Below are 16,069 nucleotides of genomic sequence, written 5' to 3'. Positions count from 1 at the left end.
CCTTTTATTCTTCTTGAGAGGACATTAATGAGGTGTTTCCACCAGCCGCAGTGGTGTTATAACTGCGGGAAAACTCATCATACAATGGCAGTAAATCTTGGGTATCTTGCCAGTCGTAACATTTGAAAATAGCTTTACTGTTTTCAGCCAACCATTGACGTTTGGCTTTATCAAGTGCGGTCAAATAAATGCCTTTTTGACAATGACCTAACTTCGTATCAACACGAATGCCCGGTTTGGCTTTGGCGGCTAATGGATGCTGCGGTTCCACCAAAATGCTAAAACCTTTGGCAAGCAATTTTTCTGCCGCTTTTTCTGCTGCCGCTAAGTCGCCGTTGAGAATCGCCACTTCACAAGGCAGATAAGCTAAGGAGTTGTGTTCACCAGTGATACTTTCTAATACCGGTTTGGTTGTGCCTAGCGTATTTTCATCGCCAAATTGGCTGTAATAGCAAGGTGTACGGGTTAAGCATTGCAAATAGAACTCACCGCCGGCTTTCGGCCCTGTGCCGGATAATCCGTGTCCACCGAACGGTTGAACACCAACCACCGCACCTACAATATTACGGTTGATATAGAAGTTGCCGCAGTTTAAGTGGCGCTCCACAATATCCATGTGTTTACGAATGCGGGTATGGCAACCACCGGTCAGCGCATAACCTTTTTCATTTACCGCTTTGAGGACATTGAGTAAGTTATCTTTTTTATAACGTACGATGTGTAGAATCGGACCGAAGACTTCACGCTGTACTTGATCGAGGTTATCCAACAAATACACACTCGGTGCCACAAAATGCCCTTGAGTCGGCGTGTCGATTTCCGCATAAGCGCGGGCGACTTTGCGCATGGTTGCTTTGTGGTTTTCAAGATTTTGTTTGGCTTCTTCATCAATCACTGGGCCGATGTCGGTAGCCAATAGACGTGGGTCGCCTAAACTTAATTCTTTAATGGTTTCCGTGATCATCTTGTAATAGTGATCTGCCACATCTTCTTGTAATAATAAGATGCGTAATGCGGAACAACGCTGACCTGCCGAGTCAAAGGCTGAGCTGAGAACATCAGCAACGACTTGTTCCGGTAAGGCTGAAGAATCAACAACAAGCACGTTTTGACCGCCGGTTTCCGCAATCAACACAGGATCGTTATCTGCCAATGACAGGCGTTGCTCAATGAGTTTGGCTACTTCGGTTGAGCCGGTAAATACGACGCCATCAAAAGCTTGTTGGACTAACGCAGCCCCCAAATCCCCTGCACCTAACACCAGTTGTAGGGTTTCTTTCGGGATGCCGGCTTGGTGTAAGAGTTTCACGGCGGCATACGCAATTAATGAGGTTTGTTCAGCCGGTTTTGCAATCACTGCATTGCCCGCCGCTAAAGAGGCGGCAATTTGGCCGGTAAAGATGGCTAATGGGAAGTTCCATGGAGAAATACAAAGCACTTTTCCACGAGGCTCGGCAAGGTGATTTTGTGTTGCGAGCTGTTCTAATTGAACGGCGTAATAGCGTAAGAAATCCACGGCTTCACGCAATTCGGCGATGGCGTTTGGCAAGGTTTTTCCCGCTTCAACTACAGCGAGTTTCATCAATAAGCCGAAATGTTCTTCATATAAGTCGGCAGCATTACGTAAAACATTGGCTTTTTCCACCGCACTTTTAGCTTTCCATTGGGTATTGTCGGCAGCGATAAACGCTTTTTCCGCCTGATTTACGGATAAAAAGGCGACTTCTGCAACCGTTTCATTGAGATTGGCCGGATTGGTGACTTGATGTGCCGGTGCATTTTCAGCATTTTCAAATGCGACTAAAGACACCGCATTTTCAATGATTGCCGCATTCAGCGCTTGTTCTAATCTTGCTAATTCCAGTTCATTGCTCAGATCGAAACCGGCGGAGTTTTTACGGTTTTTAAATAATTCTAACGGTTTGAGAACAGATTTATTCGGCTCGCCATGAGATTTGGCATAAAGTTTCCATGGTGGTGTCACAAGTTGTTCGACCGGAATGCTTTCATCAACCAGCTGGTGAACGAAAGAGGAGTTTGCACCGTTTTCTAAGAGACGGCGGACTAAATAGGCTAACAAGGTGGCGTGAGTCCCCACCGGTGCATAGACACGAACTTGTCGGTTCAGATTTTCTTTCCCCACAATATTGTCATAAAGAGATTCCCCCATGCCGTGTAGGCATTGGAATTCAAAGTTTTTACCTTGTCCTAATTCGTGAATCGTGCACATGGTTTGCACGTTATGGGTGGCAAATTGCGGATAAATGACATCTTGTGCAGCAAACAATTTTTTCGCACAAGCAATATAAGAAATATCGGTGTGATTTTTACGTGTGTAAAGTGGGAAACCGTCCAAACCGTCTGCTTGTGCCCATTTAATTTCGCTGTCCCAATAAGCGCCTTTAACAAGACGAATCATCAAATAGCCTTGTTTTTCTCGGGCTAAATTAATTAAATAATCCAATACAAATGGACAACGTTTGGAGTAAGCCTGTACTACGAAACCAATGCCTTTGTAGCCTTGTAATTCCGGTTCATCTAATAATTTTTCCACAAGATCGAGGGAAAGCTCTAAACGGTTGGCTTCTTCCGCATCAATATTGATACTGATGTTGTATTTTTTCGCTAATAAGAAGAGTTCTTTTAAGCGAGGGTAAAGCTCATTGATGGTACGATCATATTTGGAACGGCTATATTTCGGGTGAATCGCAGAAAGTTTAACGGAAACACTGTTGCCGTTATAAATGGTACGCCCGGCTGCGTCTTTGCCCACTTCTTCAATAGCATGTAAATAATCATTGAAATAGCGTTGCGCATCGGCTTCAGTCATTGCAGCTTCGCCCAACATATCAAAAGAGAAGGTAAAGCCTTTTTCGTAGCGTGGTTTGATGTTTTGTAGGGCCTCTTGCATAGTCACGCCGGTAACGAACTGTTTACCCAAAATCTGCATAGATTTGATAATTGCCATACGCATAATGGGCGCAGACAAACGGGAGAAACTACGGGTGAGTGCATTCGATAAACTATTTTCATCAAGCGTTTCGCTGATTTTTTTACCAAAGAGTAGGCCATAACTTGCGGCGTTGATGAAGAACGAATTGGAATTGCCGATGTGAGATTTCCAGTTCCCTTCTTGCAATTTCTCATAAATTAAGTCATCGCGGGTTTGTGCATCAGGAATACGTAACAAGGCTTCAGCCAAGCACATTAACGCAACCCCTTCTTCACTGCTTAATGAAAACTCTTGCATTAAGGCATCCGCGCCATATTGTTTTTGTTTAAGTTGGCGTAATTTTTTAATTAACTTAATAGCATTGTCTGTGATGCGTTGTTCTTGTTCTGGAGAAAAATCTAATGTTTTCACTAAAGAATCGACCGCACTTTTCTCATCTAAACGATAGTTTGCAGTGATCGCTTGGCGAATAGGGCTATATTGTTTTGATAGTGTGAATTGCATGAGAAAACCTCCTTTTGTTATATAATTGTTAACAAAATATAGATGGTCTGTTTATTAGTAAACGACTTTTTTGGTGATCTGTGATTGAAGTCACATAAAAAATGAGGTTTTTAGGCTCCTCTATAAGAGCCTAGACTTCACAAGCCCCTCAAGGAGCTTGTGAAAACCGGTAACCGTGTTTATTTTCATATCACTATTTTAGTGAATCGTAGCGTGCAACTTGTTGCACGAAATCATGAATGCCCGAAAGCGTTAAATAACGTTCCGTGCGTAATTTGGTCGTGCATCAAGATGCACGCTATGCATGAAATCGTGAATTACGCATCGAGGTTAATAATTATTCGTGCAACAAGTTGCACGAAATCATAAATGCCCGAAAGCGTTAAATAACGTTCCGTGCGTAATTTGGTCGTGCATCAAGATGCACGCTACGCATGAAATCGTGAATTACGCATCGAGGTTAATTATTCGTGCAACGAGTTGCACGCTACGAGGAATGACTCCATACGCATAGCGTATGGTTTTTATAGCCAGACTTTGGCTGGCTATAATAAAAAGAAAAAGTGCGGTCGATTTTAAAAACGTTCGGTATTATGTAGCAGTTGCACAAAGTCCGAAAATTGACTAATTTACCGCATAAATTTTCCATTTTTTCAAACTCAAGGTGTAGCTATTCCTCCCAACCTTCATTCAGGTAACCCAAAGTATGAGTCGCCAAGGTAACTGTTGGGATAATGCCCCAATGGAGCGTTGGTTCCGCAGCTTTAAATATGAATGGATGCAAGAGGGCGACTATCTAACCTTGGGGCAAGCGATGGACGATGTGAGAGCTTATGTGATGTATTACAATTTTGTTCGCCCACATCGTTACAATCAAGGTTTGGCGCCTGTTTTAACAAAAAAAAACCTATCGGGGACTGTTGAATTAGCTGATCACTACATTAATCAGTAAAAGATAAAAGGGCAAAGATTATTAGAATCTCTGCCCTTAATGTTATCTGCATTTTTACAAAAAATAATATTTTCAATTTTTTGAAAAAAAAGTGTAAGAAAAAAGGCTTATCTCCGACTAATAGAATAACTAGGAAGCATTTCCTACCATAATGAACTAAATAGTTTCATAAAATAGGTAATCAATCAGAGGAAAAAATGAAAGATTGTAAGATGCAAGGTATCAGCAGCAGCGTGAGTTTATTGATTTTACGCTTTTTTCTTGCGTGGGAATTTTTAGAGGCAGGGTTAGAAAAATGGAATGGTCAAAATTGGTTTACTGAAATACAAGATCGTTTTCCTTTTCCATTTAATCTTATTCCAGCCGATATTAATTGGCACGTTGCAATGGGATCTGAATTAATTTTCCCATTCTTGCTGATATTTGGGGTGCTAACACGTTTTAGTGCATTAAGTTTAACGATTTTAATCTCTGTCGCGTGGTATAGCATTCACGCCGATTCAGGTTATAACGTTTGTGATAATGGTTATAAATTACCCTTAATTTATGTGGTAACTTTATTAATCTTAATTACGCAGGGAGCGGGGAAACTCTCTTTAGACACGCTTATTAAGAAGGTTTATCCAACTAAAAGCTGGTTGAAATTCCTCTAACTATATATTCAATATCAAACTCTAGGAGATTTAAATGAAAAAATTATCCACTTTAGCCGCATTAGCAGGAGCATTAACGATGACAGTAGCTACTGTTGCACACGCTGAGCCAAAATCAAGCAGTACAGATAAAGCAGCAACACCTTGTATGGGTGATAAATGTGTGAAAACAAAAGCCGCAGAAGGTAAATGTGGTGAAGGTAAATGTGGTGCGAGCAAACCAAAAGCTGCAGAAGGTAAATGTGGTGAAGGTAAATGTGGCTCTAAATAATCGTATTTTAATCTAGATGCCATCATGACACTGGTGTAAATTTACGCCAGTGTTGTTTTAAAAGGAGTAAATAATTATGTTACAAGGTGCAGGATTAGGATATCGTCGAGATTTAGCGGATGATTTTTTGAATTTATCATCAAATAATGCGATTCAGTTTATGGAAGTTGCTCCAGAAAATTGGGTAAAAATGGGAGGAGCTGCTCGTTATAAATTTGATCAAGCCGCTGAAAGATATCCACTTGCGGTACACGGACTATCACTTTCATTAGGCGGGCAAGCACCACTTGATCGCGAGTTATTAAAAAATACTAAAGCATTAATGACTCAATATAATTCGACATTTTTTTCTGAACATTTGAGTTATTGTGAATGTGAAGGGCATTTATATGATTTATTACCTATGCCATTTACTGAAGAAGCTGTAAAACACGTAGCACAGAGAATCCGCTATGTGCAAGATTTTTTAGGATTACAAATTTCATTAGAAAACACCTCTTATTATTTACACTCTCCCACCAGCACAATGAATGAAGTAGAATTTTTAAATGCTATTGCACAAGAAGCGGATTGTGGTATTCATTTAGATGTGAATAATATTTATGTAAATGGCGTCAATCACGGTTTACTTGATCCTTATGTTTTTTTAGATCAAGTAGATGTGAAACGTGTCAATTACATTCATATTGCAGGACACGACGAAGAACATTCTGCGGCACAAGTTGTGGAGGATTTAGAAGGAGAATCATTTAATAAAATAAAAGGGGCATATCGCTATTTACCAGAGTTATTAATTGATACGCACGGTGAGGCAGTAAAAGGTACTGTGTGGGATTTATTAGAATATGCCTATCAACGACTACCTGCCATTCCGCCAACATTATTAGAGCGTGATTTCAATTTCCCTCCATTTGCAGAACTTTATGCTGAAGTTGAACATATTGCACAACTACAGCAAAAATATGCTCAAAAAGAGGTAATATCCTATGCAGCCTAAACCTTCGCTTATTGAAACACAAAAAGCACTTGCCACAGCAGTTCGATTGGCTAATGCTCAACCTCTAAATGGTTATGCTCCGAATCGCCTTGCTGTTTATGCTCGTTTAGTTCGAAATAACATCTTTGGTTTTATTGACCGTTGTTTTGTTGAAGCACCTAAACACGTTTCTGCTGAGAGTTGGTCTCAGACAAAAGAAACGTTTGTATTAACAGGAAAATCACATTCGCCTTATTTTCAAGATATTGCAGGAGAATTTCTTTTATTTTGTCAAGAAAAAGAGAGTTTTGATGCCAATATACTGGCATTGATGGATTTTGAAAATACACAATTACTTGCAGAAGTTTCTTTAGCAAAAGTACCTGAAAAATTTGAGTGGAATAAGCATAGCGTAATGCAGTTATCTGATGCAGCTTATTTAAAAAGCTATGAAGTCGATTTTTTATCAAGCGATTTTAAACAATTTGATGAAAACCCTATGCAAGCTGTTATATGGCGGGATAGCGATTTTAATATTCTGCAACAACGCTTATCTGAACTTGACTTTTGGCTATTAAGTTATATACAAGAACAACCTTCGTCTTTAGAAGAGGTATTATCTGCCTTAAATACTGTAGTTGAAGATAGCACCCCCTTAATTCCATTATTGGAAAACACTTGGGTGAATTGGATTAATGCTGAAGTGCTTTATCCCAAAGTATGAGTCGCCGAGGTAACTGTTGGGATAATGCCCCAATGGAGCGTTGGTTTCGCAGCTTTAAATATGAATGGATGCAAGAGGGCGACTATATAACCTTGGGGCAAGCGATGGACGATGTGAGAGTTTATGTAATGTATTACAATTTTGTTCGCCCACATCGTTACAATCAAGGTTTGCCACCTGTTTTAACAAAAACAACCTATCGGGAACTGTTGAATTAGCTGATCACTACATCCCTATTGAGTTAAAATTTCAATAGGAATTTTAAGGTTTTTAATCGATTAAACCTTTGTGCAACTGCTACATAATACCGAAAACGTTTTTAAAACCGACCGCACTTTTTTCGTTCAAGGCAATTATTTATTCAACATTTCTCTCAACGCTGAACCGATTTCCGCCAAACTTCTCACGGTTTTCACACCGGCGGCTTCCAGTGCTGCGAATTTTTCATCGGCAGTCCCTTTTCCGCCACTGATAATGGCACCGGCATGCCCCATGCGTTTGCCTTTCGGCGCCGTCACGCCGGCAATGTAGCTCACCACCGGTTTGGTTACATGCTCTTTAATGAACGCTGCTGCTTCTTCCTCCGCGGAACCGCCAATTTCGCCGATCATGACAATCGCTTCCGTTTGCGGATCCTCTTGGAATAATTTCAAAATATCCACAAAATTGGAACCGGGGATTGGATCGCCGCCGATACCCACACAAGTCGATTGACCAAAACCTTCGTCTGTGGTTTGTTTCACGGCTTCATATGTCAATGTGCCAGAGCGGGAAACAATGCCGATTTTTCCTTTTTTATGAATGTTGCCCGGCATAATGCCGATTTTGCATTCTTCCGGTGTAATCACGCCCGGACAATTTGGCCCAATCATGCGCACACCGGTTTGATTCAAGCGTTGTTTCACCACCAGCATATCCAAGGTTGGGATGCCTTCGGTGATACAAATAATCAATTTAATCCCGGCATCAATCGCCTCTAAAATCGCATCTTTACAGCCCGGCGCCGGCACATAAATCACCGTGGCTGTGGCACCGGTTGCCTCGACTGCATCGCGTACGGTGTCGAACACCGGTAATCCTAAATGGGTCGTGCCGCCTTTATTCGGTGAAACGCCTCCCACCAGTTTAGTGCCATAAGCTAATGCTTGTTCGGAGTGGAATGTACCTTGGCCGCCGGTGAAACCTTGGCAAATCACTTTTGTATCTTTATTAATTAAAATTGACATGCTATTGCTCCTTATGCGTTAGCCTTTGCCGCTTTCACCGATTCTACCGCCGCATCAGTCAACGTTTGGGCAGCAATAATATTCAAACCGCTCTTCGCTAAAATTTCACGGCCTAACGGGGCATTATTACCTTCTAAACGCACCACCACAGGTACGTTGACACCCACTTCGTTCACAGCCGCCACAATCCCTTCTGCAATCAGATCGCAGCGTACAATGCCACCGAAAATATTGACGAGTACCGCTTTTACATTTTTATCAGAAAGGATGATTTTAAAGGCTTCTGCAACGCGCTCTTTGGTTGCACCACCGCCCACATCCAAGAAGTTCGCCGGTTGACCGCCGTGTAACTTCACAATATCCATAGTACCCATGGCAAGCCCTGCGCCATTCACCATGCAACCGATATTGCCGTCTAATGCCACGTAGTTAAGTTGGAAACTTTCCGCTAAGGCTTCGCGTGGGTCTTCTTGGCTTGGATCTTGCATTGCCGCTAAAGCCGGTTGACGATATAACGCATTGCCATCCACCACAATTTTTGCATCTAAACAAAGAAGATTGCCCTCTTTTGTGACCACCAGCGGGTTCACTTCTAATAAGGACAAATCTCTTTCTACAAACATTTTTGCCATTTGGGTAAAAATATGGGCAAATTGTTTCACTTGGTCGCCTTTTAAACCCAATTTAAACGCCAGCTCACGCCCTTGATATGGCATACCACCGGTCAGCGGGTCAATCGCCATTTTGTGTAATAAGTGCGGTGTTTTTGCCGCGACTTCTTCGATATTCATTCCACCCTCAGTGGACATCATGAACACCACACGTTGAGAAGCACGATCGAGCACCGCGCCTAGATACAATTCACGTTCAATTTGTGAACCTTCTTCTACATAAATCGTGTTTACCGGCTGACCATTGGCATCCGTTTGGAAAGTGACCAAACGTTGCCCTAACCATTTATTCGCAAACTCTCTGACTTCCGCTTCGTTGCGTACAAGTTTCACACCACCCGCTTTACCACGTCCACCGGCATGCACTTGACATTTCGCCACCCAAACATCACCGTCTAACTGTTTAATCGCCTCTGCCGCTTCGTCTGCGGTTTTACAGGCAATGCCTTTACCCACCGGCAATTTGTATTCGGCAAAAACTTGCTTACTTTGATATTCATGTAGATTCATAGAAAATCCTCTGTTAAATGCCCTAATTTTTATCGTCTGTTGAAACAAAGAACCGCCTGCCTTACGCACACGCGGTTCTTCTTTCTTTAGATTTCTAGCAATAATCTTGTTGGGTCTTCCAACAATTCTTTCACGGTGACCAAGAAACCGACAGACTCACGACCGTCAATTAAACGGTGGTCATAACTTAATGCCAAATACATCATCGGGCGAATCACCACTTGACCATCCACAGCAACCGGACGCTCTTTAATGGCATGCATACCCAAAATCGCGCTTTGCGGTGGGTTGATAATTGGAGTGGACATTAAAGAACCAAACACACCGCCATTGGTAATCGTAAAGTTACCGCCGGTTAAATCTTCTACGGTTAACTTACCATCACGTCCTTTTTCCGCTAAGGCTTTAATCGATTTTTCAATGTCTGCCATAGAAAGGTTGTCGCAATCACGCAATACCGGGGTCACCAAACCACGTGGCGTGGAAACGGCAATGCTCACGTCAAAATAATTGTGATAAACCACATCGTCACCGTCAATGGAGGCATTCACTTCCGGATAACGTTTCAAGGCTTCCACCACGGCTTTGATGTAGAAAGACATAAAGCCTAAACGTACACCGTGTTGTTTTTCAAATTTTTCACCGTATTGTTTACGCAAATTCATGATCGGTTGCATATCCACTTCATTGAATGTGGTTAACATCGCTGTATTATTTTTCGCTTCTAACAAGCGCTCTGCAATTCGTTTACGTAAACGGGTCATCGGAACGCGTTTTTCACTGCGTGCGGAATATGCCATCGTGCTGACTGTTGTTTCTGCCGGTTTAGGCGCAGCTACACGTTTTGCGATAACCGCTTCAACGTCTTCGCGGGTAATACGGCCACCAACACCAGTACCTTTCACCTCAGAAGCTTGAATATCGTGTTCCGCCAATAAACGACGAACTCCCGGGCTTAACGCATCCGTAGTATGAGGTTCATCCGGCACTTCAGTACGACGATCCGCCGGTGTCGGTTCTGCCGTTTTTTCCATGGCTGCTGCAGCGGCTGTTGCGGAAGCTTCCAATTTACCCAACAACTGTTTGCTCACGACTGTGGCACCTTCATCCTGCACAATTTCACTGATCACGCCGTCAGCTTGCGCCGGCACTTCAAGCACCACTTTGTCTGTTTCAATTTCTACAATCACTTCATCGCGTTTCACCGCATCGCCTGCTTTTTTATGCCAAGTGGCGACTGTTGCATCAGCAACTGACTCAGGCAAATCCGGGACAAGAATTTCAATAGTCATAATTTCATTCCTTTTTTTCTATTCATTTAGCTAAGTATCAATGTTGTTAAGCATAAAGTGCGGTCATTTTTTTGGGTGTTTTTAAAATACACGAAAAATACACCGCACTTTAACGGATTAAAGGGTTAAGGCATCTTCCACCAATTGTTTTTGCTGTTTAGCGTGCAATGACAAATAACCTACCGCCGGTGAAGCAGAAGCTGGGCGGCCGGCATAAGACAATTTGGCATTGTCCGGAATCACTGCCTCAAAGTTATGTTTACTGCAATACCAAGCCCCTTGGTTCAGTGGCTCTTCTTGGCACCATACAAAATCCGTTACATGTGAATAAGGCGCTAAAGCAGCTTTCACATCGTCATGCGGGAATGGATAAAGTTGCTCAATACGAATGATAGCCACGTTATCCTGTTTATTTTTACGGCGTTGCTCCAATAAATCGTAATATACTTTACCGGCACACATCACCACACGTTTCACATTTTTCGGATCGATATTGTCAATTTCACCAATGACCGTTTGGAATGTGCCGTTAAGCAATTCATCCATACTGGATACGGCTAACGGATGACGTAACAAGGATTTCGGTGAAATACCAATTAACGGACGGCGCATTTTACGAATCGCTTGGCGACGTAACATGTGATACACCTGCGCCGGCGTTGAAGGCACACAAACTTGCATATTTTGTTGTGCACAAAGTTGCAAATAACGCTCCAAACGGGCAGATGAGTGTTCCGGGCCTTGTCCTTCGTAACCGTGTGGTAGCAACATCACTAAGCCACACATTCTGCCCCATTTTTGCTCGCCGGAGCTGATGAATTGGTCAATCACGATTTGCGCCCCGTTGGCGAAATCACCAAACTGCGCTTCCCAAATGGTTAAAGTTTTCGGATCCGTGGTGGCATAACCATATTCAAAGGCAAGCACCCCTTCTTCGGTTAAAACGGAATCCCATACTTCAAAGCGACCTTGATTGGCGTGTAATTGGGTCAATGGCACATAGCCGGTACCGTCTTTTTGATTATGTACAACAGCATGACGATGGAAGAACGTACCACGACCGGCATCTTCACCGGATAAACGCACATGAATGCCCTCATCCAACAAGGTGGCGTACGCCATGGTTTCCGCCATCCCCCAGTCTAATAATTTTTCGCCTCGTCCCATTTCTTGGCGGTCGGCATAGATTTTTTCAACACGAGGGTGCGGTTGCACATAATCCGGATAATGAGAGACACGTTTTGCTAAGGTTTTAAACCGTTCTTCCGGGAATTTGCTTTCATACGGCGCCGTCCAGTCATAGTTGAGATACTGCAACCAGTCCACTTTTGCCATATCCATCGCACGCCATTCCGGCACGACACATTCGCCGTTATCCAAGGCATCACGGTATAAATTGGAAATTTCAGTGGCATCTTCTTCCGTAATGACGCCTTCTTGAATTAAACGGTTGGCATACACTTTCGGCGGTGTCGGGTGTTTTTTGATAATGCCATACATCATCGGCTGAGTCGCCAACGGCTCGTCAGCTTCGTTATGACCATGGCGACGGTAGGAAATCAAATCAATGAAAATATCCCGTTTAAAGACCGCGCGATATTCCACTGCCATACGGGCAGCAAAAGCAACCGCTTCCGGATCATCGCCGTTCACATGAATAATCGGCGCTTGAATCATTTTGGCGATGTCGGTACAAAACTCGGTAGAACGGGTATCATTCGGGTTAGAGGTGGTAAAACCAATTTGGTTATTGATCACAATACGAATCGTACCGCCGACTTTATAACCGCGGGCATTGGACATATTCAAGGTTTCTTGCACGATGCCTTGTCCCGTTACAGCGGAGTCACCGTGCACCGTTACCGCCAACACTTTGTTATGTTCGGTGTCTTGTTTACGGGTTTGTCTTGCGCGGACGGAACCAATCACAACCGGACTCACAATTTCTAAGTGAGACGGGTTAAAGGCAAGTGTCAAATGCACTTTCTTATCATCTACCGCAAAATCGGAGGAGAAACCTTGGTGATATTTCACATCACCGGTGCGGTTATCTTCAGCATGTTTACCGGCAAATTCATCAAATAAGTCGCTCGGGCGTTTACCAAATACATTGACTAACATATTGAGACGACCACGATGCGCCATGCCCAATACGACATCGTCCATCCCATGACGGCTGGCATGACGAATAATCTCTTTCATCATCGGAATAAACGCATCGCTTCCTTCCAAAGAGAAACGTTTCGCGCCCGGGAATTTTGCCCCTAAATAACGTTCTAAACCGTCAGCGGCCGTTAATTCTTTCAGTAAATTGACTTTTTCGTCTTTACTGAAAAGTGGCTGTTGAATCCATTTTTCTTGTTTACTTTGCAACCAATTACGTTGTTCCATATCATGAATGTGCATAAACTCAAGCCCAATATTGCCACAATAGGTAGCTTTCAAGTCGCGGGCCAAATCACGGAGCTTCATGCTTTCCTTGCCATAAACGGCATAGTCGATATTGAAACTTTCGTCTAAATCGGCGTCGGTTAATCCATGTTGGTGATAGTCTAATTCAGGCACCGAGGAGGTTTTCCAGCGGTAATAATTGAGGGGGTCGAGAGTAGCTTCAATGTAGCCACGGGAACGATATGCGTTGATGAATTGTAAAACTTTAACTAATTTCGCGCTCGCTTCCGGATCAATCACGCTCACGCTCTGTCCATGATTCTCTCGCGCTAAACGGCGGAAATAATCGCGCACCGTTGAATGCGCCTGCTCAAGTGCGGTGGATTTTGGCAGCGTTTTAAAAATTTCTTGCCAACTGGCATCCACACTGTTCGGATCTTCAAGATAGCTTTCATAAAGATCTTCAATATAAGACTGATTTGCCCCACCTAACGCACTGGAGGAGAGCCATTCATTTAAAGAATGCTGCATACATACCACCTTAAGATTTTTAAATACGCTAACAAACAACATGATAATAAACAAAGAACAATCTTGTCCTAAGGGATACATTATGCCTGATAAATAAAATACATTCTGTGATCTGGATTGAAATTTTACAAAAAATTAACGAAAAAATAAAAGCAATAAAAATACACACGGGCTTATTTATTCGCAATTGCCTGCGCACAGGCATAGGCAGAACTCCATGCCCACTGGAAATTATAACCGCCAAGCCAGCCGGCAACATCTAATACTTCGCCGATAAAATACAAGCCTTGCACGTGATTGCTTTCCATGGTTTTGGAGGAAATTTCATGAGTATCCACGCCACCCATGGTCACTTCTGCAGTGCGATAGCCTTCCGTGCCATTCGGCACAAACTGCCAGTGGTGGATTAAATTCACCAAATTTTCTAACCGCACTTTGCTTAATTGGGCAATGGCTTCGTCTTGTATAAAACCTTGAGCAAGCCATAATTCCACCAATTTTTTGGGTAATAAACGACTTAATACGGTTTTTAACTGTAATTTCGGTGAAGATTGGCGAAGTTCGTTTAAATGATGACGGATATCTTGTCCCGGCAATAAATCAAGATGAATGCTTTCACCCGGTTGCCAATAGTTAGAAATTTGCAAAATCGCCGGTCCGGATAAACCACGATGAGTAAAAAGCATTTGATGGGTAAAGGTTTTTTGTTGATTGGTCGCGGCAACATCTAAGGAAATACCGGATAACGTCGCATAAAACTTATCGCATTCGCGCCAAGTAAAAGGCACTAAACTTGCCCGCGGCGCAATCACGCGCATGCCGAATTGCTCGGCGATTTGATAACCAAAAGGCGTTGCACCCAAGCCCGGCATAGACAAACCGCCGGTAGCGACGACTAAATGCGTGCAATGCAAGGTTTCGCCGTTTGCCACGACAGAAAATCCGTTTTCCGTTTTTGCCACAGCAGAAATACTTTGCCGTAAGGCAATCTCCACGCCGTATTTTTGACATTCCGCCAGCAACATATTAACGATATCTTCTGCGCCGTTATCACAAAACAGCTGACCGAGCTCTTTTTCATGATAAGGAATGCCATACTCAGCCACTAAACCAATAAAATCCCATTGGGTAAAACGTTTTAAGGCAGATTTCACAAAATGCGGATTTTGGCTGAGATAACGATCTGAAGAAAGCTCCATATTGGTGAAATTACAAAAACCACCGCCGGACATTAAAATTTTTCGCCCAACTTTTTTACCGTTATCTAAAATTCTGACTTTGCCACCGCACTTTGCTAATTGCGCCGCACAAAACAAGCCTGCCGCCCCCGCACCGATAATCAGCGTTTCAATGGCATGGTAGCTCACTGCAACTCTCCTTTTTGCATGAAATCAACCATTTTCATTTTCTGAATGGTGGCTCGACGATCCACTGCAGAATTGCCGGAATCCAAAATTTGCTGCCAATAATCAAGTGCGGTGGAATAATCGCGCGTTTTGAACGCCTCTGCTGCCAACAACGATAAGGCAGAAACTTCTTTTGGATCTTGTGCTAACGCCTCATCCAAGAATTGTTGAACTTGTGGTGTAATCTGTTGATTCGCTTGAAGATATAATGCTGTCGCCATCAGCCCTCGCGTAGTCGGCTTACGACCATCAATTTTTTCGGCATTGTCATAACAAACAAGGGCGCTATCAAAATCGTTATTCTGCATATACGCATCACCCAGCTTCACCCAGTTTTCTGCACTATTCGGATCTTGGCGTAATTTATCCTGAATTTTGCCGATAATCGCCTCAGTTTTATTTTCTTCCGTCGTTTCAAGTTGCTGATTATGTTGTGCAATTTGTTCCTGCTCACCTTGCTGTACGCGAGAAAAACGTTCCAGAGAAAAATAATATGCGAAAGGGATGGCAAGTAATAAAGCGAAAACCAGGAGCGTCGATTTAAGCTCAAATTTGACCGCACTTTTCTCTTTTAAGGATTGAAAGTGCGGTAGATTTTCCGCCTGTTTTTCTGATTCAATCGATGATGAACTGCGACTGGAAACCCAAATCAACCCAAACGCCGCCAACAACAAGCCTATCGGTAATAACCAAAGCAATGCGGTATTCCATTGGAACGGCGGCTTATAATTGACAAAGTTACCAAAACGCGATGTCATGGAATCAATAATTTGCTGATTGGTTTTACCTTCATTCACCATGTTATACACCTCAATACGCAAGTCGTAGGCAATAGGTGAATTAGACTCGACTAAATTCTGATTTTGACATTGTGGGCAACGTAAAGATTTCGCCAATTCCACGGCGCGGGTACGATCCGCCTGGTTATGAAATTCAAAGGTATCCACCATTTCAGCAATGGCATTGACACTGATCAATAAAAAAATTAACGCGAAAAATCGTTTCATGG

The 16,069-nt window shown here is 42.9% G+C and carries 11 protein-coding genes and 2 pseudogenes; 6 read left to right on the top strand and 7 right to left on the bottom strand.

Features of this window, described 5'->3' with window-relative positions:
• Positions 1–4: 4 nt before the first annotated feature.
• Positions 5–3,457, bottom strand: a complete 3,453-nt coding sequence (gene putA, locus J5X96_RS03135) for a bifunctional proline dehydrogenase/L-glutamate gamma-semialdehyde dehydrogenase PutA (RefSeq protein WP_209364333.1) — start codon at positions 3,455–3,457, stop codon at positions 5–7.
• A gap of 691 nt (positions 3,458–4,148) precedes the next feature.
• Here putA and J5X96_RS03130 point away from each other — a divergent pair.
• The 6 genes and pseudogenes from J5X96_RS03130 to J5X96_RS03105 form a co-directional block, all read left to right on the top strand.
• Positions 4,149–4,409, top strand: a pseudogene (locus J5X96_RS03130) (integrase core domain-containing protein); the annotation flags it as partial.
• A 212-nt stretch (positions 4,410–4,621) separates the two neighbouring features.
• On the top strand, positions 4,622–5,062 hold the full coding sequence (locus J5X96_RS03125; RefSeq protein WP_111328601.1) for a DoxX family protein: 441 nt from the start codon (positions 4,622–4,624) through the stop codon (positions 5,060–5,062).
• Positions 5,063–5,096: 34 nt separating this feature from the next.
• Positions 5,097–5,333, top strand: coding sequence for a hypothetical protein (locus J5X96_RS03120; protein ID WP_209364332.1), 237 nt, complete (start codon positions 5,097–5,099; stop codon positions 5,331–5,333).
• A 76-nt stretch (positions 5,334–5,409) separates the two neighbouring features.
• Entirely contained in the window at positions 5,410–6,330 is a 921-nt protein-coding gene (locus J5X96_RS03115) for a DUF692 domain-containing protein (protein ID WP_109427031.1), read from the top strand.
• Complete coding sequence (locus tag J5X96_RS03110) at positions 6,320–7,033, top strand: DUF2063 domain-containing protein (RefSeq protein WP_209364331.1); 714 nt, start codon at positions 6,320–6,322, stop codon at positions 7,031–7,033. The genes J5X96_RS03115 and J5X96_RS03110 overlap by 11 nt, the downstream gene beginning before the upstream one ends.
• Positions 7,018–7,251 (top strand): annotated as a pseudogene (locus J5X96_RS03105) (integrase core domain-containing protein); the annotation flags it as partial. The gene J5X96_RS03110 and the pseudogene J5X96_RS03105, both read left to right, overlap by 16 nt.
• A 135-nt stretch (positions 7,252–7,386) precedes the next feature.
• On the opposite strand, the gene sucD reads toward J5X96_RS03105, so the two are convergent.
• The 6 genes from sucD to nrfF all read right to left on the bottom strand — a co-directional run bounded on the left by sucD (position 7,387) and on the right by nrfF (position 16,067).
• Positions 7,387–8,259, bottom strand: a complete 873-nt coding sequence (gene sucD, locus J5X96_RS03100) for a succinate--CoA ligase subunit alpha (RefSeq protein WP_109432890.1) — start codon at positions 8,257–8,259, stop codon at positions 7,387–7,389.
• Positions 8,260–8,270: 11 nt separating this feature from the next.
• Complete coding sequence (gene sucC / locus J5X96_RS03095; protein WP_209364330.1) at positions 8,271–9,440, bottom strand: ADP-forming succinate--CoA ligase subunit beta; 1,170 nt, start codon at positions 9,438–9,440, stop codon at positions 8,271–8,273.
• Between the two features lie 86 nt (positions 9,441–9,526).
• Complete coding sequence (odhB, locus tag J5X96_RS03090; protein WP_111305560.1) at positions 9,527–10,732, bottom strand: 2-oxoglutarate dehydrogenase complex dihydrolipoyllysine-residue succinyltransferase; 1,206 nt, start codon at positions 10,730–10,732, stop codon at positions 9,527–9,529.
• Positions 10,733–10,849: 117 nt separating this feature from the next.
• Complete coding sequence (gene sucA, locus J5X96_RS03085) at positions 10,850–13,654, bottom strand: 2-oxoglutarate dehydrogenase E1 component (protein WP_209364329.1); 2,805 nt, start codon at positions 13,652–13,654, stop codon at positions 10,850–10,852.
• A gap of 173 nt (positions 13,655–13,827) precedes the next feature.
• On the bottom strand, positions 13,828–15,021 hold the full coding sequence (locus tag J5X96_RS03080; protein WP_209364328.1) for an NAD(P)/FAD-dependent oxidoreductase: 1,194 nt from the start codon (positions 15,019–15,021) through the stop codon (positions 13,828–13,830).
• Positions 15,018–16,067, bottom strand: a complete 1,050-nt coding sequence (nrfF, locus tag J5X96_RS03075) for a heme lyase NrfEFG subunit NrfF (protein ID WP_209364327.1) — start codon at positions 16,065–16,067, stop codon at positions 15,018–15,020. Before nrfF ends, J5X96_RS03080 begins: the two co-directional genes overlap by 4 nt.
• Between the last annotated feature and the right edge of the window lie 2 nt (positions 16,068–16,069).

Origin of the sequence: Aggregatibacter sp. 2125159857, assembly GCF_017798005.1 — a bacterium.
Lineage (GTDB): Bacteria > Pseudomonadota > Gammaproteobacteria > Enterobacterales > Pasteurellaceae > Aggregatibacter.
The sequence above is the reverse complement of the archived record's forward strand: the minus strand, read 5'-3'. Positions and strand labels throughout refer to the sequence as shown.

What these genes read in the sequence shown, in the direction of transcription:
- putA (WP_209364333.1), bottom strand. Translation starts at nt 3,457, where the DNA reads ATGCAATTCACACTATCAAAACAATATAGCCCTATTCGCCAAGCGATC.
- J5X96_RS03125 (WP_111328601.1), top strand. Translation starts at nt 4,622, where the DNA reads ATGCAAGGTATCAGCAGCAGCGTGAGTTTATTGATTTTACGCTTTTTT.
- J5X96_RS03120 (WP_209364332.1), top strand. Translation starts at nt 5,097, where the DNA reads ATGAAAAAATTATCCACTTTAGCCGCATTAGCAGGAGCATTAACGATG.
- J5X96_RS03115 (WP_109427031.1), top strand. Translation starts at nt 5,410, where the DNA reads ATGTTACAAGGTGCAGGATTAGGATATCGTCGAGATTTAGCGGATGAT.
- J5X96_RS03110 (WP_209364331.1), top strand. Translation starts at nt 6,320, where the DNA reads ATGCAGCCTAAACCTTCGCTTATTGAAACACAAAAAGCACTTGCCACA.
- sucD (WP_109432890.1), bottom strand. Translation starts at nt 8,259, where the DNA reads ATGTCAATTTTAATTAATAAAGATACAAAAGTGATTTGCCAAGGTTTC.
- sucC (WP_209364330.1), bottom strand. Translation starts at nt 9,440, where the DNA reads ATGAATCTACATGAATATCAAAGTAAGCAAGTTTTTGCCGAATACAAA.
- odhB (WP_111305560.1), bottom strand. Translation starts at nt 10,732, where the DNA reads ATGACTATTGAAATTCTTGTCCCGGATTTGCCTGAGTCAGTTGCTGAT.
- sucA (WP_209364329.1), bottom strand. Translation starts at nt 13,654, where the DNA reads ATGCAGCATTCTTTAAATGAATGGCTCTCCTCCAGTGCGTTAGGTGGG.
- nrfF (WP_209364327.1), bottom strand. Translation starts at nt 16,067, where the DNA reads ATGAAACGATTTTTCGCGTTAATTTTTTTATTGATCAGTGTCAATGCC.